The 22,887-nt window shown below is 66.3% G+C and carries 19 protein-coding genes and 1 pseudogene; 9 read left to right on the top strand and 11 right to left on the bottom strand.

The genetic code is table 11. The features are described 5' to 3' along the window. Nucleotides 1-24: 24 nt before the first annotated feature. A complete protein-coding gene (locus ACZK33_RS01130; RefSeq protein WP_004153688.1) occupies nt 25-426 on the bottom strand; it encodes an acyl-CoA thioesterase in 402 nt (133 codons plus the stop codon). 152 nt (nt 427-578) lie between these two features. Here ACZK33_RS01130 and ACZK33_RS01125 point away from each other — a divergent pair, with 152 nt between their 5' ends. Then, nucleotides 579-1,214, top strand: a complete 636-nt coding sequence (locus ACZK33_RS01125; RefSeq protein WP_032128209.1) for a LysE family translocator — start codon at nt 579-581, stop codon at nt 1,212-1,214. A 191-nt stretch (nt 1,215-1,405) separates the two neighbouring features. On the opposite strand, the gene ACZK33_RS01120 is transcribed toward ACZK33_RS01125, so the two are convergent. Continuing rightward, the gene (locus tag ACZK33_RS01120) at nt 1,406-2,425 is read right to left on the bottom strand and encodes a ribonucleotide-diphosphate reductase subunit beta (RefSeq protein ID WP_004153683.1); all 1,020 of its coding nucleotides are present in this window, start codon (nt 2,423-2,425) and stop codon (nt 1,406-1,408) included. Nucleotides 2,426-2,853: 428 nt separating this feature from the next. Beyond that, a complete protein-coding gene (locus tag ACZK33_RS01115) occupies nt 2,854-5,256 on the bottom strand; it encodes a ribonucleoside-diphosphate reductase subunit alpha (RefSeq protein ID WP_197616975.1) in 2,403 nt (800 codons plus the stop codon). A gap of 552 nt (nt 5,257-5,808) precedes the next feature. On the opposite strand from ACZK33_RS01115, the gene ACZK33_RS01110 reads away from it, so the two are divergent. Next, nucleotides 5,809-6,645 carry a DUF2884 family protein gene (locus ACZK33_RS01110; protein ID WP_423173924.1) on the top strand — a complete coding sequence of 279 codons (837 nt, stop codon included), beginning with the start codon at nt 5,809-5,811 and terminating at the stop codon, nt 6,643-6,645. A gap of 75 nt (nt 6,646-6,720) precedes the next feature. Here ACZK33_RS01110 and zapE read toward each other — a convergent pair whose 3' ends face one another. Both zapE and ACZK33_RS01100 read right to left on the bottom strand, forming a co-directional pair. After that, on the bottom strand, nt 6,721-7,821 hold the full coding sequence (zapE, locus tag ACZK33_RS01105) for a cell division protein ZapE (RefSeq protein ID WP_032128212.1): 1,101 nt from the start codon (nt 7,819-7,821) through the stop codon (nt 6,721-6,723). Beyond that, nucleotides 7,818-8,489 carry an alpha/beta hydrolase gene (locus ACZK33_RS01100; RefSeq protein ID WP_423173925.1) on the bottom strand — a complete coding sequence of 224 codons (672 nt, stop codon included), beginning with the start codon at nt 8,487-8,489 and terminating at the stop codon, nt 7,818-7,820. Before ACZK33_RS01100 ends, zapE begins: the two co-directional genes overlap by 4 nt. Before the next feature lie 43 nt (nt 8,490-8,532). Between ACZK33_RS01100 and ACZK33_RS01095 the strand changes: the two genes are divergently transcribed. Then, a complete protein-coding gene (locus ACZK33_RS01095) occupies nt 8,533-9,390 on the top strand; it encodes an EamA family transporter (RefSeq protein WP_032128214.1) in 858 nt (285 codons plus the stop codon). 299 nt (nt 9,391-9,689) lie between these two features. On the opposite strand, the gene ACZK33_RS01090 is transcribed toward ACZK33_RS01095, so the two are convergent. The 3 genes from ACZK33_RS01090 to ACZK33_RS01080 all read right to left on the bottom strand — a co-directional run bounded on the left by ACZK33_RS01090 (nt 9,690) and on the right by ACZK33_RS01080 (nt 12,637). Beyond that, entirely contained in the window at nt 9,690-11,132 is a 1,443-nt protein-coding gene (locus tag ACZK33_RS01090) for an ExeM/NucH family extracellular endonuclease (protein WP_423173926.1), read from the bottom strand. Between the two features lie 172 nt (nt 11,133-11,304). Next, complete coding sequence (locus ACZK33_RS01085) at nt 11,305-11,823, bottom strand: c-type cytochrome (RefSeq protein ID WP_005407662.1); 519 nt, start codon at nt 11,821-11,823, stop codon at nt 11,305-11,307. A 205-nt stretch (nt 11,824-12,028) separates the two neighbouring features. Then, nucleotides 12,029-12,637, bottom strand: a complete 609-nt coding sequence (locus ACZK33_RS01080) for a TetR/AcrR family transcriptional regulator (protein ID WP_005407661.1) — start codon at nt 12,635-12,637, stop codon at nt 12,029-12,031. A gap of 161 nt (nt 12,638-12,798) precedes the next feature. Between ACZK33_RS01080 and ACZK33_RS01075 the strand changes: the two genes are divergently transcribed. The 3 genes from ACZK33_RS01075 to ACZK33_RS01065 are packed head-to-tail and all read left to right on the top strand — an operon-like array spanning nt 12,799 to nt 17,592. Next, a complete protein-coding gene (locus ACZK33_RS01075; RefSeq protein ID WP_032128216.1) occupies nt 12,799-13,962 on the top strand; it encodes an isovaleryl-CoA dehydrogenase in 1,164 nt (387 codons plus the stop codon). Between the two features lie 10 nt (nt 13,963-13,972). Beyond that, nucleotides 13,973-15,583, top strand: a complete 1,611-nt coding sequence (locus ACZK33_RS01070) for a carboxyl transferase domain-containing protein (protein ID WP_423173927.1) — start codon at nt 13,973-13,975, stop codon at nt 15,581-15,583. Between the two features lie 26 nt (nt 15,584-15,609). Next, a complete protein-coding gene (locus ACZK33_RS01065) occupies nt 15,610-17,592 on the top strand; it encodes an acetyl/propionyl/methylcrotonyl-CoA carboxylase subunit alpha (RefSeq protein WP_423173928.1) in 1,983 nt (660 codons plus the stop codon). A gap of 21 nt (nt 17,593-17,613) precedes the next feature. Here ACZK33_RS01065 and ACZK33_RS01060 read toward each other — a convergent pair. Next, nucleotides 17,614-17,754, bottom strand: a pseudogene (locus tag ACZK33_RS01060) (putative peptide maturation dehydrogenase); the annotation flags it as partial. A 238-nt stretch (nt 17,755-17,992) separates the two neighbouring features. Here ACZK33_RS01060 and ACZK33_RS01055 point away from each other — a divergent pair. Together ACZK33_RS01055 and ACZK33_RS01050 are read left to right on the top strand one after the other, a co-directional pair. Continuing rightward, nucleotides 17,993-18,307: an NHLP-related RiPP peptide gene (locus ACZK33_RS01055; RefSeq protein ID WP_125895448.1), complete on the top strand. Its 315-nt coding sequence runs from the start codon at nt 17,993-17,995 to the stop codon at nt 18,305-18,307. A 32-nt stretch (nt 18,308-18,339) separates the two neighbouring features. Next, the gene (locus ACZK33_RS01050; protein ID WP_012509743.1) at nt 18,340-18,681 is read left to right on the top strand and encodes an NHLP-related RiPP peptide; all 342 of its coding nucleotides are present in this window, start codon (nt 18,340-18,342) and stop codon (nt 18,679-18,681) included. Nucleotides 18,682-18,729: 48 nt separating this feature from the next. On the opposite strand, the gene ACZK33_RS01045 is transcribed toward ACZK33_RS01050, so the two are convergent. Beyond that, the gene (locus ACZK33_RS01045) at nt 18,730-19,908 is read right to left on the bottom strand and encodes a putative peptide maturation dehydrogenase (protein ID WP_423173929.1); all 1,179 of its coding nucleotides are present in this window, start codon (nt 19,906-19,908) and stop codon (nt 18,730-18,732) included. Nucleotides 19,909-20,072: 164 nt separating this feature from the next. Here ACZK33_RS01045 and ACZK33_RS01040 point away from each other — a divergent pair, with 164 nt between their 5' ends. After that, complete coding sequence (locus ACZK33_RS01040) at nt 20,073-20,363, top strand: NHLP-related RiPP peptide (protein ID WP_012509741.1); 291 nt, start codon at nt 20,073-20,075, stop codon at nt 20,361-20,363. A 16-nt stretch (nt 20,364-20,379) separates the two neighbouring features. Here ACZK33_RS01040 and ACZK33_RS01035 read toward each other — a convergent pair whose 3' ends face one another. Further along, nucleotides 20,380-22,884, bottom strand: coding sequence for a putative peptide modification system cyclase (locus tag ACZK33_RS01035; RefSeq protein WP_423173930.1), 2,505 nt, complete (start codon nt 22,882-22,884; stop codon nt 20,380-20,382). Between the last annotated feature and the right edge of the window lie 3 nt (nt 22,885-22,887).

Raw genomic sequence — 22,887 nt, 5'->3', positions numbered from 1 at the left:
GCAAGCGCCGGTCCGTTGGCCGGGTCAGGCCGCCGGCAGCGGCGGTACCGCGATCGGGTGGCCTTCCTCGTCCAGCGCGATCATCACGAAGTGGCCGCGGGTGCACAGCTTGCGCTCGCCGCTGTGCAGGTCTTCGGCGACCAGTTCCACCTCCACCTTCATCGAGCTGCGGCCGACTTCGACGATGCGGCCGATGGTTTCCACCATCTGGCCGATGCGGATCGGCAGCTTGAAGTCGACCTGGTCGCTGCGCGCGGTCACCACGGTGCGGCGCGAGTAACGGGCGGCGGCCAGGAAGGCGGCCTTGTCCATCCACGCCAGCGCCTGGCCACCGAACAGGGTGCCAAGGTGGTTGGTGTGGTTGGGAAAGACGATTTCGGCCATGCGCACTTCGGTGGGCGGCACGGTCTCGGGGATGGGGGTCATTGGGGGGCTTCGGTGTGGGGTGCTGCGGATTCTAAGCGACCGGCGTGATGGCCATCGGAATGCACGTGCAACGGTCACCCGGCAGCGGTGCCTGCGCAGGCCGCGCCTGCGGCAGGCGTTACACTGCGCCACGCCCACTGCCAGGACCGCCCATGCCCGCCACTTCTGACCTGCTGGCCTTCGCGCTGGTTTCACTGGCCATGGTGCTCACGCCCGGGCCGAACATGATCTACCTGATCTCACGCTCGATCTGCCAGGGGCCGATGGCAGGCCTGATCTCGCTGGGCGGGGTGGCGCTGGGCTTCGTGTTCTACATGCTGTGTGCGGCACTGGGCATCACCGCCCTGCTGATGACCGTGCCGTTCGCCTACGACGCGCTGCGCATCGGCGGCGCGCTGTACCTGCTGTACCTGGCCTGGCAGGCGCTCAAGCCCGGTGGCCGTTCGCCGTTCGCGGTGCGCGAACTGCCGCAGGACAGCCCGCGCAAGCTGTTCACGATGGGGTTCCTGACCAATCTGTTGAACCCGAAAGTGGCGGTGATGTATCTGTCACTGCTGCCGCAGTTCCTGCATCCGGACGGCGAGGGCAGTGTGCTGATGCAGTCGATCGTGCTGGGCTCCACCCAGATCGCGGTGAGTGTGACCGTGAACGGCATGATTGCGCTGACCGCTGGCAGCATCGCCGGTTTCCTGGCCGCGCGCCCGACCTGGCAGGTGGTACAGCGCTGGCTGATGGGCACGGTGCTGGCCGGGCTGGCGGTGCGCATGGCGGTGGAAGGGCGACGCTGATTGTAGAGTCGAGCTTGCTCGACTGCTTTGCGCGAACGGCAGTCGAGCAAGCTCGACTCTACAAAGGCCCGCGTGCAGCATGGCGGCCAGTAGCACCAGGCAGGCTCCGCCGGGCATGGCCCGGCGCTACAGAAACAAAAAACCCCGGCGTTGGCCGGGGTTATTCGTTGCGACAGATCTGACCGGTTCGATCAGAAGTTCATGTCGAAGGCGACTTCGCCCTGCACGCCGACCTGGTAGGCCGAGACGCGGCGTTCGAAGAAGTTGGTCAGCTCCTGCACGTCCTGCAGTTCCATGAACGGCAGCGGGTTGCGCACGTTGTACTTCTTTTCCATGCCCAGCTTGGCAAAGTGCTGGTCGGCACAGTGCTGCAGGTACTGGCGCATGTCGCGGGTCGAGATGCCGGCCACGCCGCCGGACAGCACGTCCTCGGCGAACTGCACTTCGCATTCGATGGCTTCGGCCAGCATGTCGTAGACCTGCTGCTTCATCTCTTCGTCAAACAGGTCCGGTTCTTCCTCGCGAACAACACGCACCGACTCGAACGCGAACTCCATGTGCGCGCTCTCGTCGCGGAACACCCAGTTGGTGCCCGAGGCCAGGCCCGGCAGCAGGCCGCGCGAACGGAAGTAGTACACATAGGCGAAGGCAGCAAAGAAGAACAGGCCTTCGATGCACGCAGCGAAGCAGATCTGGTTGAGCAGGAACTGGCGGCGCTCGGCACGGGTCTCGATGCGCTTCAGGTCCTGGATCGAGTCGATCCACTTGAAGCAGAAGTCGGCCTTCTTCTTGATCGAGTCGATGTTCTCCACCGCGGCGAAGGCTTTGACGCGCTCTTCCGGATCCGGCAGGTAGTTGTCGAGCAGGGTCAGGTAGAACTGCACGTGCAGCGCTTCTTCATACAGCTGGCGCGACAGGTACATGCGCGCTTCGGGCGCGTTCAAGTGCTGGTACAGGTTCAGCACCAGGTTGTTGGACACGATCGAGTCGCCGGTGGCAAAGAACGCGACCAGGCGGTGGATCAGGTGACGCTCGCCCGGCGACATCTTGCTGTGCAGGTCGGTGATGTCGATCTGGAAGTTGATCTCTTCCACCGTCCAGGTGTTCTTGATCGCGTTCCGGTACATGTCATAGAACTGCGGGTAGCGCATCGGGCGCAGGGTCAGTTCAAAACCGGGATCGAGCAGCATCTGCTTGGGCTTGTCGGCCATGGGTGTCAGTTTTCCTCAATTTCAAATTCAGAAAGCTGGGGAGAGAATACTCTCCCCCAGCTGTAGATCACTTGTATTCGCGCCGAACACCCTTGAAGGGCTCCTTGCTGCTCGTCTTCACTTCCATGATTCGCCCGTCCGGCCCACGCTTGGCGTGGTGCCCGGAGGGCGTCAAGAACTGGGAGCGGTCACGAACTGCACCGATACGAGCATTATTTTTTGGCGGATTAGTAGCCATTGTTAATTTACCTAACTAAAAGGCATCCGGACTACAACTCGACCCGCCAGCAGAACGAGATCTGGATTGCTATACTCGCCCCACTTCTTAGAGGAAGTGGCAGATCTAGACCCTCATCCGGATACGGAATTTGGGTTTTGTGAAGCATCAGAAGGGCCCCGAGTTACAGCTCGGGGCCCTTCTTTTTTGCTTACTGGCAGGCCTCGCAGGCTTCCGGGTTTTCCAGCGAGCAGGCGATGGCTTCGTCCGGGCTGAACACCTTGGCCGGAGCTGCGCTGCTCACCGTGGTCTTGGCGATCTTGGTGGCCGGGCGCGAACGCAGGTAGTAGGTGGTCTTGATGCCCTGCTTCCAGGCGTACATGTACATGGAGGACATCGCGCCGATGTTCGGGCTTTCCATGAACAGGTTGAGCGAGGCCGACTGGTCGATGAAGGCGCCACGCTCGGCGGCCATGTCGATCAGCGAACGCATCGGCAGTTCCCACGCGGTGCGGTAGACCTCGCGCAGTGTTTCCGGAATCTGTGCCACGCCCGCGATGGAGCCTTCGGCCAGCTTGATGGCATCGCGCATTTCCGGCGTCCACAGGCCCAGCTTCTTCAGCTCGTTCACCAGGTAGCGGTTGACCTGCAGGAAATCACCGGACAGGGTCTCGCGCTTGAACAGGTTGGACACCTGCGGCTCGACGCACTCGTAACAGCCGGCGATCGAGGCGATGGTCGCGGTCGGCGCGATCGCGATCATCAGCGAGTTGCGCAGGCCGTGTTCCTTGATGCGGGCGCGCAGGGCATCCCAGCGTGCGGTGTCTTCCGGCACCACGTTCCAGGCGTCGAACTGCAGTTCGCCACCGGCGGCACGGGTGTCGTTGAACGACGGGTGCTTGCCGCGTTCCTGGGCCAGCTCGCAGGAGGTTTCCAGCGCGTGGAAGTAGATCGCTTCGGCGATCTTCTTCGACAGGGCGCGGGCTTCGGCGCTGTCGAACGGCAGGCGCTTGCGGAAGAACACGTCCTGCAGGCCCATGCAGCCCAGGCCAACCGGACGCCAGCGCAGGTTGGCGCGGCGGGCGGTTTCGATCGGGTAGAAGTTCAGGTCGATGACGCGGTCGAGCTGGCGCACGGCCAGGCGCACGGTCTCGGCCAGCTTCTCGAAGTCGAACTCGTTGTGCTCGTCGAAGTGGTTGCCCAAGTTGATCGAACCCAGGTTGCACACCGCGGTTTCATCGTTGGAGGTGACTTCCAGGATTTCGGTGCACAGGTTCGACAGGTGGATCACGTTGCCCGGACGCAGGGTCTGGTTGCTGGCGCGGTTGCACTTGTCCTTGAAGGTCATCCAGCCGTTGCCGGTCTCGGCCAGCGTACGCATCATGCGGGCGTACAGCTTGCGCGCGGAGATGGTGCGGTTGGCCTTGCCCTGGGCTTCGGCCTGCAGGTAGGCCTGCTCGAAGGCTTCGCCGAACAGGTCGGTGAACTCCGGCACGACGCGCGGATCGAACAGCGACCATTCCTGGTCGGCCTCGACGCGCTTCATGAACAGGTCCGGCACCCAGTTGGCCAGGTTCAGGTTGTGCGCACGGCGGGCTTCGTCACCGGTGTTGTCACGCAGCTCGAGGAAGTCCTCGACGTCGGCGTGCCAGGTTTCCAGGTAGACGCAGGCTGCGCCCTTGCGCTTGCCGCCCTGGTTCACCGCGGCCACGGACGAATCCATGGTCTTCAGCCACGGCACGATGCCGTTGGAGTGGCCGTTGGTCGACTTGATCAGCGAACCACGCGAACGCACGCGGGTGTAGCTGACGCCGATGCCGCCGGAGAACTTCGACAGCTGGGCGATGTCGCCGTACTTGGAATAGATCGACTCCAGCGAGTCCTGCGGCGAATCCAGCAGGAAGCACGAGGACAGCTGCTCGTGGGTGGTGCCGGAATTGAACAGGGTCGGGCTGGACGGCAGGTAGTCCAGGTTGCCCATGCGCTTGTACAGCGCCAGGGTCTCGGACACATCCTCGCTCAGCGCGCTGGCAATGCGCAGGAAGAACTGCTGCGGGGTCTCGATCACCTTGCGGGTGTGCGGATGGCGCAGCAGGTAACGGTCGTACAGGGTACGCAGGCCGAAGTAATCGAAGTTCAGGTCCAGCGAGATGTCGATGGCATCGTTGAGCTTGCGCGCGTTGGTCTGCACGAAGTTCAGCAGGCGGTCGTTGATCAGGCCGACTTCATGGCCACGGCTGACCGACTGCGAGAAAGCGTAGATTTCCTGGCCCGAGACTTCCTTGGCGATGTAGTTGGCCAGCAGGCGCGCAGCGAGGCGGCCGTACTCGGGCTCTTCACCGATCAGCAGGGCGGCGGTGCGGATGGACAGTTCGTCCAGCTCGCGGGTGGTGGCGCCGTTGTACAGGCCGGAAATGGTGCGGGTGGCCACGCGCATCGGATCGACGGCGTGCAGGCCTTCGGAGGAACGCTGCACCGCGCGCACGATCTTGTTCAGGTCCACCAGTTCGGTCGTGCCATTGCGCTTGGTCACACTCATCGCGTTGGCCGTCGGCGGCGACGTCAACAGGAATTCGCTTTCCTTCTCGATGGTGGCGCTGGATTCGGTGGTCACGGCGTGTGTCCTCTTGGCGTGATTGGTGGGTGCTCGATGCATCGGGTGACGCAGCCCGGGACATGACAGCCCAGGATGGCAGGACGGCGTCGCAGGGGATGAGACCCTGCGCCTGCCACTGCCGTTGACGATCGCGGATGGGTACCCCGGGCACCCCTGGAATTGGGGTTGCTGCGACCGACGGCCACAAGATAGTGGGGGTGATGGGGTCCGTCAACGCCAAATGTAGTGAAATTCGGCAATCCCTTGCGCCGCAAGGATCGTGCCATCGGCGCCCGGATCAGACGCTTCAGACCTGCCGGAACAGGCTGCGCAGTCAAGCCCGAAAGGCGTCATCGCGGTGGTACAACGCACCGCGAAAACGGAACAATGACAGCTTCACATGACAGTGATGAAACTGGCTAGGGACAACCCTGTGGATAGCTGGTGGGCAGCCGGTGGGAAAGCCGGTATGGCCGGACGAATCGCCATCGCGCAGTGACTTTCGGCGGGTGACGGCGCCTGCCGAACGCGGGATGCTGAGGTCCTGCAATGACCGGAAAGGATTCCACCATGCGCCTGTCAGCACCCGCCTTGGCCCTGCTGGCTGCTGTGGTCACCGTACCTGCAATTGCCGCTGACACCCCGAAGCTGCGCGCGGACCAGTGCGGCATCCATACCGACTACGACGTGCTGGTGGACAGCGGCGGCATCTGGCTGCGGCATGGCCCGCAGGCGCCGCACGAGGTGGTGTTCCACGATGGCGTGCTGAGCCTGGACGACACGATCGTGCCGGTCAGCGAGGCCGACGCGGCCCGCCTGCGGCAGATGGAGGCCGGGGCACGGCAGCTGATGCCGGCCGCCACGGCGCTGGCCCATGAAGTGAGCGGACTGAGCTTCGACGTGCTCGACGGGGTCTATGAAAGCCTCACCGGTACCGCCAACAGCCGCAAGGTCCGGCGCCTGCGCCGGCAGGCCGATGACTGGATCGGCGGCACGCTGGGCAAGGGCTACTGGGAACAGGCCGTGTTCGGGCCAGGCTTCGAGGCCAAGGTGCAGGACATGGCCGAGTCGCTGTCCGCCTCCATCGCCCGCAGCATGCTGTGGCAGATCTTCACCGGTCGCGGCGATGCGATGGAGGCACGCGCCGACCGTCTGGACGCGCGGATGGAACAGCAGCTGGAAGGCCGCGCCGAACGCATCGAGGCCCAAGCACAGTCGCTTTGCCCGCTGGTGCAGTCGCTGGCCGACACTCATGACGCGCTGGAAGTGCGCTACCAGGGCCAGCCACTGCGGCTGCTGGAGCGCGGCGAGAGCGTACGGGTAGAGCACGGCGATGGCTCGGGCCTGCATGTGTCGGCCGGGCCGGATGAGCGGCCGCGTGGGAACGCCGTGGCGCCGACCCGGTAACCGCGCGGCGGATGCCGGCCAGCGGCCGGCACTACCGGAACTCTGGCCGGCAACGCATTTACCTGGGTGGCGCCCTCACGCCCGGTGCGGGGTACCCAGGTACTCGGCGCTCTGCATCTCGATCAGGCGCGAGGCGGTGCGCTCGAACGCGCCCTGCAGGCGCTGGCCGGTGTACAGCTCGATCGGCGAGGTACTGGCGGTGCAGACCAGGTTGACGTGGCGGTCGTACAGCTCGTCGATCAGGTTGACGAAGCGGCGCGCGGCATCTTCGTTCAAACGGTCGAAGGCGGGGATGCCGCCCAGCAGCACGGTGTTGAACTCGTGCGCGATCTCGATGTAATCCGACGGGCCACGCGGGCCTTCGCACAACGCGGCGAAATCGAACCAGGCAATGCTCTTGCCACGGCCGCGCACCGGGATCTTGCGGCCTTCGATCTCGATGTTGCCGGGCTTGGCCGGCTGGCCGCCGCTCAGTTCGTTCCAGCGCGTGGCCAGCCACTCATCACTGTCGGCGGCCAACGGTGCGCGGTACACCGGCGAGCGGGTCAGCGCGCGCATCCGGTAATCCTCGGTGCCCTCGGCGTACAGCTCGACGCAGAAGCGCTGCAGCAGGCCGATGGCCGGCAGGAAGCTCTCACGCTGCAGGCCGTTGAGGTACAGGTTCTCCACCGCCGTGTTGGAGGTGGTGACCAGGGTCACGCCTTCGGCGAACAGGCGCTCCAGCAGCCGTGCCAGCAGCATCGCGTCGCCGATGTCGGTGACGAAGAATTCGTCCAGCACCAGCACCCGCAGGTTGCTGCGCCATTCCTGGGCGATCTTCGCCAGCGGGTCGCTCTGCCCCTGGTGCTCGCGCAGGCGCTCGTGGACGCTGCGCATGAAGCGGTGGAAATGCGTGCGGTACTTCTGTTTGATCGGCAGGCCGTCGTAGAACAGGTCGACCAGGAAGGTCTTGCCACGGCCGACGCCGCCCCAGAAGTACAGACCCTTCACCGGCTCGGGCTTCTTCCAGAACGAGGACAGGCGGTCCAGCCAGCCGTCTTCGGCGCTGTCGACCAGGCCCAGGTGGATGCGGTCCAGTTCGGCCAGCGCTGCGTGCTGGGCCGGGTCGTTCTGCCAGTCGCCACGGGCAACCCCTTCCGCGTACCGCTGCGACGGGGTCAGCTCGGTTGCACTCATGCCGCTGCGCCCAGCCAGTGCTTGACGCCGTGGGTCAGCGCGCCGCGCAGATCGATCAGCTTGCGGTGGAAGAAATGGCTGGTCTCGGGCATGCGCACCAGCTCATGCGGGACGTCCAGCGTGTCCAGCCACTGGTAGACGGCCTGCGGGTCGACGATCTCGTCCTGCTCGCCCTGGATCACCAGCCAGCGGGCCGGCGGCGCGATGCCATCGAAATCCCAGCGGCCGGCCGGCGGTGCGATCGAGATCAGCGCTTCCGGCTGCAGCGCGGCAGCCGCCTTCAGCGATACGAACGAGCCGAAGCTGAAACCGGCCAGCCACAGACGGTCGTCGGGGCGCTGGCTCTGCACCCAGGCGGCGACGGTCTTCAGGTCATCCTGCTCGCCCACGCCGTGGTCGAACTCACCGGCCGACGCGCCGACGCTGCGGAAGTTGAAGCGTACCGTGGCGATGCCCAGCTCGCGCAGCGTGGTGGCGGTCATGGTGACCACCTTGTTGTGCAGGGTGCCGCCTTCGGTGGACAGCGGATGGCAGACGATGGCCACGATCGGCTGCACCGGCACATCGGCCTTGGGCAGGTCAACGACCACTTCCAGCGGGCCGGCCGGGCCGTCCAGTTCGAGGCAGGCGGTTTCGCCGGGGGCGACGGGGAACGAAGGCTTGTGCATGGCACCATGATACCGTCCCCTGCCCCTGCCCTGTGCCCGCCCCATGCTCTACCTGTCCTTGGCCGTGATCTGCAGCGTGCTGGTTTCGGTGTTGTTGAAGGTGGCCGGACGCCGCCAGCTGGATGTTTCGCAGATGGTCACCTGGAACTATCTGGTGGCGGCAACGCTCACCGCCGTGGTGCTGCAGCCGCCGCTGGACGCACTGCGCGCGCCACATGCCCCGTGGCTGTCGCTGCTGGCACTGGCGGTGGTGCTGCCATCGATCTTCCTGGTGCTGGGCCGCGCGGTGGCGGTGGCCGGCATCGTCCGCAGCGACGTGGCGCAGCGCTTGTCGTTGCTGCTGTCTTTGGCCGCCGCCTTCCTGTTCTTCGGCCAGACTGCGACGCCGTGGAAGCTCGCCGGTCTCGGCCTGGGCCTGCTGGCGATGGTGGCGATCAGCCTGCGCCCGCGCGGCCCGGCGGTGGCGTCCTCACCCGGCGGCTGGGGCTGGCTGCTGGGCGTCTGGGCCGGGTTCGCGGTGGTCGACGTGCTGCTCAAGCAGGTGGCGCTGTCCGGCACGCCGTCGATGGCGGCGGTGCTGGCCAGCTTCAGCGTGGCCTTCGTGCTGATGCTGGCACTTCAGCTGTGGCGGCACGCCAGTGGCCGCAGCCGGTTGGCCTGGCGCAACCTCGGTGCGGGCGCGCTGCTGGGCCTGCTCAACGGCGGCAACATTCTTTTCTATGTGCACGCGCATCAGTCCATGCCGGAGAGCCCGGCCACCGTGTTCGCCGGCATGAACATCGGCGTGGTGGTGCTGGGCGCGCTGGTGGGCGTGTTCGCCTTCGGCGAGGCCACCACGAAGTGGAACCGCGCCGGGCTGGCGCTGGCAGTGCTGGCGATCGGCTTGATCGCCTGGGGGTGAGCATTGGTTGCGGCGGGCCATTTCCGCGCCCACGGTGGGATGTCACTTTTCTTTTCGCGCGAAAAGAAAAGTAACCAAAAGAAACGCGCCGCCAGCCGCGAGCCGGTGCTGTGCACCGGTACCCTGCGCTTCTCGGTGAACCAGGGGACGGCGCCGAACTCGCTACGCTCAGACATCGGCGCCTCTTCGCCCCTGATTCACCTGCGATGCTCGGCTCGCTTGAAGGCGGACTGGTAGATCAAAAGCAACGGCAGCATCCGTGCCTATCAAGGTCCCCCAGAGTTGATCGCCGGCGAACCTTATTTATCGAAGCCCAGCAGCAGCGGATCGTGGTCGGAACTGCGCCACGGGCCCTGCACGTTGCGGCCCTGGTAGCCGCTGGCGTCCTGTTCGTCGGCATTGCTGTGCCACTCGGCGGCACCGCGCAGGCGCTGGGCCATGCCCGGGCTCAGCAGCGCATGGTCGAGGCGGCCGGTATAGCCGTTGTAGACGTAGCTGTAAGGATGCTCGACCTGGGCGACCTTGAATGCGTCCTGCCAGCCCAGGTCATGCAGGGTGCGGATCGGGTCTTCCATCGCGTAGGCGTTGAAATCGCCCAGCAGCACCACGTCCTTCACCTTCAGGCGGCCAGCTTCGGCCTGCACCCACTGGTTCAACTGCTTTGCCGATTCCACCCGGGTGGCATTCCAGCAACCCTGGCCATCGTTGCGGTCGGCATCGCCGCCGCTGGCATCACGGCAGCCCTTGGACTTGAAATGGTTGGCGACCACCATGAACGGTGCGCCCTTGCCCTGGAAGGCCTGCGCCAGCGGTGCGCGGCTGTGTTCGGCGAAAGGACCGTCGGTTCTGGTCAACGGCTTGCCCAGCGGCTTGAACGCGCTCCTGCGATAGATGATGCCAACCCGGATCGGGTTGCTGCCCGGCCCCTCGCCGGCATCGACGAAGGCCCACTGCTTGTCGGCGGCAAGACCGGCGTTGAGGGCGCTGACCAGTTCGGCGATGGCCGACTGCGGGCCATAGCCATCGTTTTCCAGTTCCATCAACGCGGCGATGTCGGCACCGAGCGCGTTGACCGTGGCCACCAGCTTGCCGACCTGCGCCTTGTGCTCTTCCAGCGTGCGCGCGCCGCGCAGGGTCGGGAAGCCACCGCCCTGGCCATCGCCATTGAAGAAATTCTCCAGGTTGAAGGCGGCCACATGCAGGCTGCCCGGTACCGTCGGCACCGCCGGACGCTTCAGCTCCGGCAGCTTCAGCACGCCTTCGACCTGCAGGCGCGGCCGACCCTGTGCATCCACGTGCACCACGCCTTCCACATTGCGCAGCTGCATGCCGGTGCGCAGCACCGGGTTGGCTGGCAGGTAGGCCACGCTGGCCGGGTCGCGGGCTTCGCTGCCGTCGTCCAGCAGCAGGCGGCGGCGCTGGTTGTCGGCCATCACCTGCTCATAGCCGGCAGTACCCGGCGCGGCCACTTCGGTCGGCTGCCAGAGGCGGCCATCGAAGGCCACGGTGAGCTGCCCAAAGCGCTCCAGGCCATCGGTGCCGGCCAGGGTGAGCGGTGCGGCGATGCGCACGCGCTGGCCATCCAGCGCACGCCAGTCGGCCGGCGCGGTGGTCAGCACCACGGTGGCGCTGCTGCGCGCGGCGGACGGCGACGCGACCGGTGCGGCCTGCGGCTGGGCCTGGGCAAAGGCGCCGGCCGGCAGCAGCAGGGACAGGGCAAGGGCGAGGGAACGGCGGCGCATCGACGGGCGACTCCATGGAAGAGGCGCACAGACTAACCCTGAAATGCGAAACCCCGCCTGCGGGCAGGGTTTTGACCTTGGTGGGCAAAGCCTGGGTCGTGCCGGCCGCGGGCCGGCAACCTCATGACCTTCGTGCGATGCGTGGTTGCCGGCCAGCGGCCGGCACTACCGGTTACTTCAGGTTGCCCAGCATCCAGTCCACGGTGGCGTGGATCTGTTCCTCGGTCAGCGCCGGGTTGCCGCCCTTGGGCGGCATGATGCCGCCATCCGGGCCGGTATAGCCCTCGATGGCGTGCTTGTAGAGGGTGTCCTTGCCCTGTGCGATGCGCTTGTCCCAGTGCGAATGGTCCAGCGTCGGCGCCATGCCCACGCCGGTGGTGTGGCAGGCGGTGCACAGGTTGTCGAAGATGACCTTGCCGTCCTTGGTGCCGCCGTAGGCCACCTGCGAGGCGGCCTTGGCCAGCGCGGCGGCCTTGGCCGCAGCCTGCGCGGCGGCGCCGGTGCTGCCGGCATAGACCGCGCCGGTGGGCGAGATGCGCTGCTCGGTGCGCTTGGCCGCGGTCGGCGACACCTCGGGCGGAATCCGGGTGTGGATGTAAGCGGCAAGGAGGATGAGGCCGAGGGTGATGGTCGCCAGCAGCGCGATCACCATGGAGAAGCGTTTCAGGAACTCCAGATCGTAATTCCGCACTCTTCGTTACCCCTGGCTGATAGTCGTTGGACCACGGCTGAGCGACTGCGTGATGGACCGAGTATAGAACGCGCTTTGCGTGCGACAACAGGCGTCACTGCTGGTGCGGCGCAGCATTCGGACCCGGTAGTGCCGGCCGCTGCCCGGCATCGCCAGCCCGCCGGATGGATCGTGCAGAAGCCGGCCAGCGGCCGGCGCTACCGGATTACCGGGCGCCGATCGCGCGCAGGCAGAAGCTGCAGATCGCATCCACCAGTGCGTCTTCGTCGCGGTGTGCTTCGCGGCTGGGCGCGGTCGGGCCGACCATCGCCTCGGTGAAGGCGCCGACGAGGCAGGCGGCGGCCACATGCGCGTCCTGCGCCGGCAGCTCACCGGCGGCCACGCCCTCCTCCACCAGCCGCAGGAACACGTCGCCGAAGGCACGACGACCACGCATGCGCTCGGCTTCCACGTCCGGGTCGACCGGTTCGACGATGAAGGCATGCGCCAGCCCCGGCCCGGCCAGGGCGCGGCGGACGAAGGCGGTGATCGCCAACCGCAGGCGCTCGCTGGCCACCTCCGGGCCGCTGGCGATGCGCTCCATGATCGCGACCTCGTGGGCCACCGCGGCGTTGAGCACCTCCACGAACAGCTCGGCCTTGGACGGGAAGTGCCGGTAGATCAGGCCGGTGGACACCCCCGCCTGGGTCGCCACGGCGGTCACCGGGGCATTGCGCCAGCCCCCGGTGGCGACCAGCTCACGGGTGGCCAGCAGGATCCGTTCACGGGCCCCGGCCAGGCGTTCTTCCATCAGTGCAGAGCGTTTGTAGGCCATGTTTTGATTCTAGTTTCAATTTTTGAATTTGTATTCACTTCTTACCCGAACCCCGCTACGCTGGGGTCCAATCGCCCGTGCGGGCAGCGGTCCTGCAGACCGCCGCCCGCTCCCCCGCCGGGTGCGTCCATTTCCTGCCATCCCGCCGTGGAGCCACCACAATGCACGTGCCATCCCTGAACTTCGACCTTGGCGAAGACATCGACCTGCTGCGCCAGAGCGTGGCCCATTTTGCCGCCGCCGAGGTCGCACCGCTGGCCGCCGAGGCCGATGCCAGCAACCAGTTCCCGCTGGCCCTGTGGCCGAAGCTGGGCGAACAGGGCCTGCTCGGCCTCACCGTGGAAGAAGAATACGGCGGCACCGGCATGGGTTACCTGGCCCATGTGGTGGCGATGGAAGAAATCTCGCGTGCCTCCGGCGGCATCGGCCTGTCCTATGGCGCGCACTCCAACCTGTGCGTGAACCAGCTGCGCAAGAACGGCAACGAAGAACAGAAGCAGCGCTTCCTGCCCGGCCTGTGCAACGGCAGCCTGGTCGGCGCGCTGGCGATGAGCGAGCCGGGTGCCGGTTCGGACGTGGTGTCGATGAAGCTGCGCGCCGACAAGCGCGGTGACCGCTACGTGCTCAACGGCAACAAGATGTGGATCACCAACGGCCCGGACGCCGACGTGCTGGTGGTCTATGCCAAGACCGACATGGAAGCGGGTGCCAAGGGCATCACCGCGTTCCTGGTCGAGAAGGGCATGGAGGGCTTCTCCACCGCGCAGAAGCTGGACAAGCTGGGCATGCGCTCCTCGCCCACCTGCGAGCTGGTGTTCCAGGACTGCGAGATTCCCGAAGAAAACGTGCTGGGCCAGGTCGGTGGTGGCGTGCGCGTGTTGATGTCCGGCCTGGATTACGAGCGCGTGGTGCTGTCCGGTGGCCCGCTGGGCCTGATGGCCGCGGCCATGGACGTGGTCATGCCCTATGTGCACGAGCGCCACCAGTTCGGCGAACCGATCGGCAGCTTCCAGCTGATCCAGGCCAAGATCGCCGACATGTACGTGGGCCTGGGCGCGTGCCGCGCCTACGTCTATGCCGTCGCGCGCGCCTGCGACCAAGGCCGAACCACCCGCCAGGATGCCGCCGGTGCCATTCTGTACGCCGCCGAGAAGGCCACCTGGCTGACCGGCCAGGCGATCCAGATCCTCGGTGGCAACGGCTACATCAACGAGTACCCGACCGGCCGTTTGTGGCGCGACGCCAAGCTGTATGAAATCGGCGCCGGCACGTCGGAGATCCGCCGCATGCTGATCGGCCGCGAACTGTTCCAGCGCACCCTGTAAGGCCAACGCGATGACCGTCCTGAACAGCCAGCTGCAACCGGGCAGCGAAACGTTTGAAAGCAACCGCGCCGCCATGCAGGCCGTGGTCGACGACCTGCATGCCACCCTCGCCCGCACCGCGCTGGGCGGCAGCGAAGCCGCGCGCGCCAAGCACACCGCACGCGGCAAGCTGCTGGTGCGCGACCGCATCGACGCCCTGCTCGATCCCGGCAGCGCCTTCCTGGAAATCGCGCCGCTGGCCGCGCACGGCATGTACGAAGACGCCGTGCCCGCCGCGGGCGTGGTGGCCGGCATCGGCCGCGTCAGCGGCGTGGAATGCGTGATCGTGGCCAACGACGCCACGGTGAAGGGCGGCACCTACTACCCGATGACGGTGAAGAAGCACCTGCGCGCGCAGGAGATCGCCGAGCAGAACCACCTGCCGTGCATCTACCTGGTCGATTCCGGTGGCGCCTTCCTGCCGCTGCAGGACGAGGTGTTCCCCGACCGCGATCATTTCGGCCGCATCTTCTACAACCAGGCCAACCTGTCCGCGCAGGGCATCCCGCAGATTGCCTGCGTGATGGGTAGCTGCACCGCCGGCGGCGCCTATGTGCCGGCGATGAGCGATGAGACGGTGATCGTGCGCGAGCAGGGCACGATCTTCCTCGGCGGCCCACCGCTGGTGAAGGCGGCCACCGGTGAAGTGGTGACGGCCGAGGAACTCGGCGGTGCCGATGTGCACACGCGCATTTCCGGCGTGGCCGACCACATGGCCGACAACGACCTGCAGGCACTGGCGCGGGTGCGCGCGATCATCGCGCAGTTGAACTGGCGCAAGCCGGAACCGGCGATGGCGGTGCAGGCCAGCGAAGAACCACTGCTGCCGGCACACGAACTGTACGGGGTGATCCCGGCCGATACACGCAAGCCCTACGACGTGCGCGAAGTGATCGCGCGCCTGGTCGATGGTTCGCGTTTCGATGAATTCAAGCCGCGCTACGGCGCAACGCTGGTGACCGGCTTTGCGCATCTGAACGGCTACCCGATCGGCATCATCGCCAACAACGGCATCCTGTTCTCCGAGTCGGCACTGAAGGGCGCACACTTCATCGAGCTGTGCACCCAGCGCAACATCCCGCTGGTGTTCCTGCAGAACATTACCGGCTTCATGGTCGGCCGCAAGTACGAACAGGGCGGCATCGCCAAGGACGGCGCCAAGCTGGTGATGGCCGTGGCCTGCGCCAAGGTGCCCAAGTTCACCGTGGTCATCGGTGGTTCGTTCGGTGCCGGCAACTACGGCATGTGCGGCCGCGCGTACTCGCCGAACTTCCTGTGGATGTGGCCGAACGCGCGCATCGGCGTGATGGGCGGCGAACAGGCCGCCAGCGTGCTGGCCACGGTCAAGCGCGATGGCATCGAAGCCAAGGGCGGCCAGTGGCCGGCAGTGGAGGAAGATGCATTCAAGGCACCTATCCGCGACCAGTTCGAGCAGCAGGGCCATCCGTACTACGCCAGCGCGCGCCTGTGGGATGACGGCGTGATCGATCCGGCCGACACCCGCCGCGTGCTGGCCCTGGCGCTGTCGGCCAGCCTCAACGCCGCCCCGCAGCAGACGCGCTTCGGCGTGTTCCGCATGTAACCCGTGCCATGACCGAGCCTGTTGCCATGTTCACCAAAGTCCTGATCGCCAACCGCGGCGAGATCGCCTGCCGCGTCATCGCCACCTGCCGCCGCCTCGGCATCGCCACCGTGGCGGTGTATTCCGATGCCGACCGCAACGCCCGCCACGTGCGCCTGGCCGACGAAGCCATCCACATCGGCCCGGCCGCCGCACGTGAGAGCTACCTGCGCGGTGATGCCCTGCTCGATGCCGCACGCCTGACCGGCGCGCAGGCGATCCACCCCGGTTACGGCTTCCTGTCCGAGAATGCCGACTTCGCCGATGCCTGCGCGGCGGCCGGCATCACCTTCATCGGCCCGCCGGCCAGCGCCATCCGCGCGATGGGCGACAAGAGCGCGGCCAAGGCGCTGATGGCCAAGGCCGGCGTGCCGCTGACCCCGGGCTACCACGGCGACCAGCAGGACCCCGCGTTCCTGCGCGCACAGGCCGACGGCATCGGCTACCCGGTGCTGATCAAGGCCAGCGCCGGCGGCGGTGGCAAGGGCATGCGCAAGGTCGAGCGCAGCGAGGACTTCGTCGACGCACTGGCCAGCTGCCAGCGCGAGGCGGCCTCGGCGTTCGGCAACGACCATGTGCTGGTCGAGAAGTACGTCGAGCGCCCACGCCATATCGAGATCCAGGTGTTCGGCGACAGCCACGGTGAGGCGGTCTATCTGTTCGAGCGCGACTGCTCGGTGCAGCGCCGCCACCAGAAGGTGCTGGAAGAGGCGCCGGCGCCGGGCATGAGCGCAGAACGTCGTGCTGCAATGGGCAAGGCGGCAGTCGATGCCGCGCGCGCGGTGGGCTACGTCGGTGCCGGCACGGTGGAGTTCATCGCCGGCCCGGACGGCGATTTCTACTTCATGGAAATGAACACCCGCCTGCAGGTCGAGCACCCGGTGACCGAGTACATCACCGGCACCGACCTGGTGGAGTGGCAGCTGCGCGTGGCCTCGGGCCAGCCGCTGCCGCTGCGCCAGGAACAGCTGGCGATCCACGGCCACGCCATCGAAGCGCGCCTGTATGCCGAAGATGCCGACCGGGGCTTCCTGCCCTCCACCGGCACCCTGCGCCGCCTGCGCCTGCCGACTCCGTCGGCCCATGTGCGCGTGGATACCGGCGTGGAGGAAGGCGACAGCATCACGCCGTACTACGATCCGATGATTGCCAAGCTGATCGTCTGGGACGTGGACCGCGACGCCGCGCTGCGCCGCATGAGCCAGGCCCTGGCCGATTGCCAGGTGGTGGGCGTGACCACCAATGCCGGCTTCCTACGCCGGCTGGTGAACACCGATTCGTTCGCGCACGCCAAGCTGGATACCGCGCTGATCGAGCGCGAGCAGGTCGCGTTGAATGCGGTGGGCGACAGCGACGACGCGCTGTGGCTGCTGGCCGCCGTGGCCGCTGTTGCCAGCACTGCAGATGCCAGCACCGACGCGCGCGATCCGCATTCGCCGTGGCAGGCCCAGGACGGCTGGCGCCTTGGCGCATCGGCACCGCGCGTGCTGCCGCTGCAGCAGGGCGAACGCAAGCACACGCTGAAGGTGTGGACGCAGACCGATGGCTGGCGCGTGCAGTGCGATGACGCCGCGCCGGTGCAGGTGCTTGGCACGGCCGATGCGCAGCACCTGACCGTGCTGCTGGGCGAGCGCCGCTGGTCGTTGCAGCTACTGCGCGAAGGCGACCAGCTGTATCTGTTCGGCGCCGATGGCCAGCACCGCTTCACCCTGCACGATCCGGTGGGCGAATCGGACCACGCCGTGGCCGATGCCGGCAGCCTGCTGGCGCCGATGCCGGGCAGGATCGTCGCGACACTGGTCGCGGCCGGCACCGAGGTCAAGCGCGGCACGCCGCTGGTGGTGCTGGAAGCGATGAAGATGGAGCACACCCTGCAGGCACCGGCAGACGGCACGGTGAAGGGCTACCGCGCCAAGGCCGGCGACCAGGTGGGTGACGGTGCGGTGCTGGTGGACTTCGAAGCGGCGTGATGTGGCGGGGGCCGCGCGGGTTCAGACCGCGCGGTCCTCGGGATTCCAGATCACACCTGCCGGGTCCAGTTCGGTCGTGGTTATGGTCGGGGCGCGCCAGCCAAAACCGCATACGGCGAGGACGCCCTCGGAACGCGGATCTAGGCCAAATTCGTGCTCGATGGGCCAGGTCGCCGACGACGCCTCCGACCTGGACACCGCGCTGAAACTGCGTCGCAGGAACGTCAAGCTGGCCTCTCCGGTGCGCTCTTCCAACGTTTCTGGAACCACGGTGCCATGCCCAGCAGGACCACTGGCCTGTACCGGCTTGGCGCGCCTTGCTTGACGCTGCGCTGCGGCACGCTCGCGGTAGTCACACGTGGTCTAATCGGCGGACATTGACCCACAAGGAGTGTTTCCGATGTCCGCAAAGTCCCCGATGACCACTGTCAATGCCGGTCGGCTGCTCGACCTGCTGTGTTCTGACGACGCCTTCCGCGCAGAGTTCACAGCCGATGCCGGCGCTGCGATGGCGCGGCATGGGCTGCAGGCACAGTCCGGCACAAGCCCCTGCGCCATCCACAACGTCCTGGCCAGCAAGGAAGAGTTCCAACAGGTGCGCCAGCAGATCGCCGCGCTCCTGGCCCAGCGCGCCGCATTCACTGTCCCCTTCATGTTCGAATCCGGGCATCTGCAGGGAAGCGTGCACCACTCCGCCGTACCGCAGGCCGCTTGAACGCCCCTCAATCCACTTCAGAGGTAAATCCGATGCTGCCGTTCACTCGTGCCCCGTTCTCCAGCGAACACACCACCACCGAGTCGCCGCGCTTTGAGCCGCAAACCGCCATTGCCCTGCTCGATCGCCTGTGCAGCGACGACGTGTTCCGTGCGCAGTTCAGCAGGAATCCGCTGCCGGCCTGCCGACAGATCGGCCTGGCATTCGACTCGATGGCGCAGGTGCCGCCTTGCCTGAGCACCGGCAAGCTGGCCAGCAAGGAAGAGCTGAGCCAGGCCCGCGATGCCCTGGTGAACTATCTCTCCAGCCACCGCGCAGCCATGACCGTGGTCTTCACCTTCGAAGCCGGTCACGTCCACCGCATCATCCAGTAATGCACCCGACAAGGGGCGCTGGGTACTCCAGCGCCCTGCCGGGCTTGTTCAATCGCGGGCCTCGCGCTTCCAGACATGCCCCGCAGGGTCCAGCTCCGCCGTGGTCATGCTCTGCGCACGCCAACCGAATCCGCACACCGCCATTGCGCCGTCGACCATCGGGTCGAACCCGAGCAGCGACTCGATCTCCGTCTCATTGATCGCCGCGGTGACGAAGCCGCCCAAGCCATTGGCCGTGGCCGCTGTATACAGTGCCTGCGACACATGGCCGACATCCAGGCTCACGGCGCGATAGGCCTTGGCGTGGTTGCGGTACTTCCAGAAGTTGCGACCGAAACGGCAGACCAGCACCACCATGGCGTGGGCCGAAGCGAACCAGTGCTGGCCCGACAACAGGCGCAGGCAGAAATCGTCCAGCTGGGCGGGCTGTGCCTGTTGCCGTGCCAGCTCGTGAGCCACGGCATGGTAGTGATACAACCCAGGCTGCAGGCCATCGACCTTGCGCGCAATCACGTACGCTTCCAGCGGATGCAGGCTACCCGCGGACGGTACGTTCTTCTTCAGGAAGCGCACGCCGGGTTCGGTTTCTACCTGTGCCTGCGCCATCAGCACGTGCTGCATCATGCCCGCCAGCATCTCCAGCGATAGAGGCTTGTCCTCGGCGTAGTTGCGGCAGGTGGTACGTGCAGCCAACAGCTGTGCCACGGCATCGGGTGCCGCGACCGGCAGAGCGATGGCACCCGGCTGCCGCTCCGGGGCTTCGGCCGGTGGCTTGCCGAGCTGCTGCACCAGGTCCTGTGCGGTCACCATCCGGTGCTTCTCCATATCGCCGGCACTGTCTACGCCCGCCCAGCGGGAATGGCGATGATGGATGGCTGACAAGGCCCACCAGTGCCCGTCGCGAACACGCTGGTCGGCCTGTCGCGCCGCCTCGGGCGCGCCCTCCTCGGCGATGAGCAACCCCGCCTCCAGCAGCGATGCGACTCGGGCGCGGTTCTGCAGGTCATCCGGCAAGACCTGCCAGCGCTCCGCGCTGGTCTGCAACAGCAACGCACAAGCGTCGGCATCGAGCGTCACAGGCTGATCGAGATGGGCAGCACGCACCTGCAACTGCTGCACGAACTCCACACCGGTTCCACCAGCCAGCAGGCTGTTCAGGGAGAACGATGGTTGTTCATCGGGAACAACAGCCAGCGCGTGGCATCGGCGGTACCGCGAAGAGGTCATCGACGTTCCTGTGGCAAATGGGATTCCAGCAATGTGCTGCCGGTGGAGCTGGGTAAGTATGGCCCAGTACCGCGTTCAAGACCCATCGATCCGCGCCGCTATGACTACGGTCAAAGGCACGCGCCACTTGTTCGACCTTCCCTGTCTCCTTGGATCCCACGCTCATGACCAACCGCAAATCCCCACTGTCCCTCGCTGACGCCACCACGCTGCTTGATCTGCTCACCACCGACGCAGACTTCCGCACAGCATTCAAGCAGGACCCGGCAACAGCCCTGCAGCAGATCAGTGTCGAGGCGGGTGCCGCCGCGCAGGGCTGCATGCTGTCCGCCGACCTGGCCTCCAATGAAGATCTGGCCGCTGCACGCGACAATCTGGTGCAGCAGCTGACCGAGCGCGCGGTGTTCAGCCATCCGCATTGCTTCATCGACGGTTCGCAGGCGCCGACGCCCTGACCTTGGTGCTGATCGCTCAGGATGCGTCCGGTGAGAGGGCGCATCCCGGGCGTGATGGCCCACGCTGGCTGTCGCCTACATTCAATGCCTGCAACACGGACGAGCCTGCGAATTCGGTATAGGCGCGCCCGCGGTGCCGACGCATCCAGTCCAGCTGCGACTGCTGCTCCTGTATCGCGCCCTGTGCGGCGTAGGCCGCTGCCAGCACGCTGTGGACCTGGAACAGCTCGCTGCCATCAACCATCGCCTGCAGCATCTTGATTGCCTGCGCGCTGTCACCGGACAGATGCAACGCATTGGCCTTGACCACCGCCGCCAACTGGCGCGCACGTGGGTCGACGGCGTCGGCCGCCAATACGTCAAGCTCGGCCACCTGCCGGCCGATCGAGGATTGCAGGCCCAAGCGCTGTGCCGCATACAAGCTGGCCGCAGCGAAATACAGATACTGTCCGCGTTCACCGTTGTCGGGGCGTGCCGCATTCCGCAGCAGCGCGCTGGCCTGCGTTGCGAAGTCGCGTGGCGTTACGCATCGAGCCGCCGCGGCGTGAACAGCCAAATTGACCGTGCCCAGCAGATCACATACGAAGGGACCGCCATTGCACCGGCCTGCGGACGCGACCGAGGCTGCCAACGCCTCCTCGAATCGCCCCTCATCAATGGCCAGTGAAGTCCCTTCCAGCCACCGTCCCGGCCCGTTCTCCGGCAACCGCGCCAGCACTGCACTGGCCTCTGCATTTCGCCCGGACACGGCCAGCGCCGCAACCAGCTGCCGGTTCGGGCGACCTTCGGCGAGCTGCATGGCACGATGCAGCGTTGCTACCGCCTCATCGACCTTTCCCCGTGCCAACTGGATGCGCCCGAGCAGCTCCAGCGTCACGCTGCGCAACGGGTTCTGCTCCACGTTGGCATGGGCAACGGCCTGCTCCGCCTTTTCGTAGTGGCCCAGCACGAACTCGGCCAGACCATGGTTGACGCTGGCCCCGTGATGATCCGGATACAGATCGGCCAGTACCTTCCAGGCCTCGCCAGCGGCGGATTCAGAACCGGACTCCAGCTCCACCTGCCATGCATCCAGATACAGGCCCTCACGCGTGCTCAGCCGATGACGCAGCGTCCTGACCTTGGTCAGCAAACCGCGCGCGTCCTCCAGCTGGCCCTGGCTGAACATCGATCGCATCTGCCCGACATAGGCCATGGCGAAGTCAGGATCAATGCGCGTTGCGATCTGGAAAAATTTCAACGACGACTCGGTCTGTCCACGGCCATAGGCAAGCTGTCCGCGCGCGTAGGCATGCAGTGCGTCGAGGTTGGCTGTTGCCACCTGCGGCAACGGTGCCGATGTCTTGCCGATCTGCGCCATCGCTTCGCCCAACCGCGATCGCAATTGCACCACCACTTGGTCACTGGAGGTCAGCGCGGAAGGCAGGCCTTTGCCATCGGAATAAACCGAGTAGACGGTCTCGCCAGTGGCAGGATTGACGACATCGACGGCCACACGCAGCTGGCCGTGTACCTCACGGATCGAGGGATCGAGTACCGCGCGCGCGCCATCGCGCATTGCGATCTGGACAGCGGCGGCACGATCGATCTCGGTGTTTTCTGGCATCAACATGCGCGCCATGGTGTCGCGCGCCTTCATGTCGCTGATCACGTTTACGTAACGCGACTGCTCAAGCCCGATGCGCAACGCCTGGTTCAGGGCGTCGTCCAGGACCGGGTTATCGGTCAGGTTGCGCGCATCGGCCATCACCACCCAGTCGCGTTCGGCGAAGGCAATCGCCGGCTGTGGCCGGGCCAGCAGCCACAGGCCCAGCCCGACAGAGACAATCAGGGCCGCCTGCGCGGCCATCGCCAGCGGACGCCGCCAGACCGGAACATCAGGGCGTGCCTTGTCGCTGGCACGCGGCCGGGAAAGCATGCCCTTCCCCGCCACCGCCACGCCCAGCACTTCCATCGGTTGCGCCACACCGCGAAAGCGCCAGCGACCGAATGACCTCCACTGCAGGCGACCGCCCAGTTCACCCAGCTCCGTCGCTGCACGGCGCACCACCGATTCAGCAGCCGCCGACATCAGCAGTTGTCCGGGGGGAGCCAACTGCATCAGGCGCGCGGCCATCGGCTTGGCCAGGCCCTCCACCTCCACAGCCTTGGCTCCAAGCGCGATCGATTCCGAGCTGTTGTTCCACAGGATGACCTCACCCACGTGCAACCCGGCCCGCGCCTGCAGTCGGAGATCACGCGCCTGCCCCAGCGGCTGCAGGCCACGCTGGTAATCCAGGGCGAATCCGAGCGCATCAACCGGGCGCTCGAAGAGCATGAACAATCCGTCGGAGCGGTCGATCAGCTGGCCGTGCCAGCGCTGCTGCAGCGCCAGCACCAAGCGGTCGTGTTCCTGGAACAGCTCGGCGGCAGCAACATCGCCGATGCGTTCGACCAGCAGCAGCGAATCACACAGATCGGTGAACAGCAGCGCACGTAGTTGCTGGTTGTGCGGCGTCGACGTTCCGTTGTCGCCATTCATCGC

The sequence above is a fragment of the Stenotrophomonas sp. 86156_Sma genome (genome assembly GCF_056481625.1).
This window is presented reverse-complemented; position numbering and strand designations above follow the sequence as displayed.